Raw genomic sequence first — 2,108 nt, 5'->3', positions numbered from 1 at the left:
GTTCTGGCAACTCTGGGAGTCATGGGGTGGACAGGGTTTAAATTTGACATGGTGAACATAATAGGAGTCCCTCTCATAATAGGTATAGGGGTGGACGACGGAGTGCACATAATACACCGGTACCTTGCAGAGAAAAATATTTTTGAGGCAGTGAGAAGCACAGGAAAGGCAGTGACACTCACTACCATCACAACAATAGCAGCTTTCGGAACCCTAATGCTGGCAAGATACAGAGGATTTGTCCATTTCGGACTTCTCCTGACTATAGGGGTGGGTTTTGCCTATCTTCTCACAATAAGTCTTCTTGTGAGCCTTATTTCCATAGTGGACGGAATAGAGAAAAATACGGAGGATGATGATTCATGAAAAAAATATCGGTGATTTTTTTTCTCCTTGTGAGCATATCGGTCTTTTCAAGGGATGCCTCAGAGATACTGCAAAAGATGAAGGATGCTCAGAATTACAAAACCTCAAGGGGAGAGTATCTCATGACAATAGAAAATAACGGAAAAAAAATAACCTTAGGATTTGAAGGGTACCATAAAAAATCAGAAGAGGACCTTCAGCTCATGAGGTTTACATCACCCCCGAGAATAGAAGATACGGCTATTCTTATAAGAGGTGAGAATATATGGTATTACAACAAGAGAAGCAACAGGGTGAGACTTCTCTCAAAGAGTGCCAAAAAAGGAAGTATGATGGGGTCAAGTTTCAGTTATGATGACCTGAATATAGACTATGTAGATGATTTTACAGGAGAGGTGCTGGAAGAGGAGGAAGACCACTACATACTAAAGGTCTACCCTGTAGACAGGGACAGAAGTTATAAATATATAATAGCGAAGGTGAGAAAGGATAATTATATAGAGGAAAGCCTGGAATATTACGATGCTAATGAGATAAAATATAAGGTCATGAATACTCAGGAAGTAAAACAGATAAAGGGACGGTGGACTGCAATGAAGCTCACAATGACTGACCTAATAAGTGGAAAGGTGACTTATCTGGAAACCAGCGAGGAAAATCTGGATTTTGATTTTTATATGGATGATTCTAAATTTTCTGAGAAAAATCTCAAAAAATAGGATGTGATTAAAATGAAGGTCTTTGTTTTTGCTCTTGTTTTTTTTAGTTACATACCCCTTGCATTATCCATGAATCTGATTACAGAATTAAAATATCAGGGTTTTGATACTGAAAAAATAGACTTTGAAGATGAGTTTCTGGGAAGAGTGACTCTGAAGGATGAGTTCCGTGAAGATTACTCTTTTTTTCTGGAATATAAATTTGGAGAAGGAGCAGACAGAATAGACGCGGGACAGGTCAAAATAATGAAAAAGAATCTGGATTTTGAAATAGGTAGAAACAGAATAGGCTGGGGAGCGGGATACAACCTCAACCCTACGGATATATTCAACGAGGTCTCAGCAGGAAGCTCCTACGACCCGACCTATGTAAAAAGCGGAAGGGACAGCATAATAGTCACAAAATACGCAGGAGAAGATTCATTTCAGGGAATTTATGCAAAAAAAGATAATCCGGAAAAGGGAGAAGATTACGGGATAAAGTACAGGACATCCCTATCGGAATATGATATAGATGCAGTATATATTCACAAAGGCAGAAGGACTACAGAGTGGGGTGAAGATGAGGAAAAAGACGACATTATAGGGGGAGACGTAAGTACCAGTATACCCGGCCTTGATTATGGGATATGGTTAGAAGCAGCTTACTATCTCCGCAGGGATGATCTTGTGTACATAGCAGGAATTGATAATTATTTCGGGGAGAAATACCGGGTAATGGTGGAATACCTCTATTATGGTCTGGGGGAAGATGAAAAAGAGAGCTATGATATAAACAGAATATTTGCCGGACAGCCTGCAGGGAAAAGCTATCTGATGCCGTCTGTCACTTATGAGTACTCAGAAAAGACAACACTCACAGGGTACTGCTATGTAAATACACAGGATTACAGCTATCTTTTCGGGGCTACAGTAAGCTATCTCTACAGTGATCATATAGATATTAATCTCATGCCATTTTATGCAGGGGGAAAGAAAGAAAGTGAGTACGGAATCCTGGGAGAAGGGATTGGGAGTATAGGG

The 2,108-nt window shown here is 39.9% G+C and carries 3 protein-coding genes; all 3 read left to right on the top strand.

The genetic code is table 11. From position 1 onward, the window contains the following. On the top strand, positions 1 to 366 hold a 366-nt coding region (locus tag ABZA26_RS13610; RefSeq protein ID WP_372715039.1), incomplete at its 5' end, for an MMPL family transporter. Then, complete coding sequence (locus ABZA26_RS13605) at positions 363 to 1,085, top strand: outer membrane lipoprotein-sorting protein (protein ID WP_372715038.1); 723 nt, start codon at positions 363 to 365, stop codon at positions 1,083 to 1,085. The genes ABZA26_RS13610 and ABZA26_RS13605, both read left to right, overlap by 4 nt. Before the next feature lie 12 nt (positions 1,086 to 1,097). Further along, a partial coding sequence (locus ABZA26_RS13600; protein ID WP_372715037.1) for a hypothetical protein occupies positions 1,098 to 2,108 on the top strand: 1,011 nt, incomplete at its 3' end.

The organism is Ilyobacter sp. (assembly GCF_041583315.1).
Lineage (GTDB): Bacteria > Fusobacteriota > Fusobacteriia > Fusobacteriales > Fusobacteriaceae > Ilyobacter.
The sequence above is the reverse complement of the archived record's forward strand: the minus strand, read 5'-3'. Positions and strand labels throughout refer to the sequence as shown.

Excerpts from the sequence above, each read along its gene's own strand:
- ABZA26_RS13605 (WP_372715038.1), top strand. The coding sequence starts at position 363 with ATGAAAAAAATATCGGTGATTTTTTTTCTCCTTGTGAGCATATCGGTC.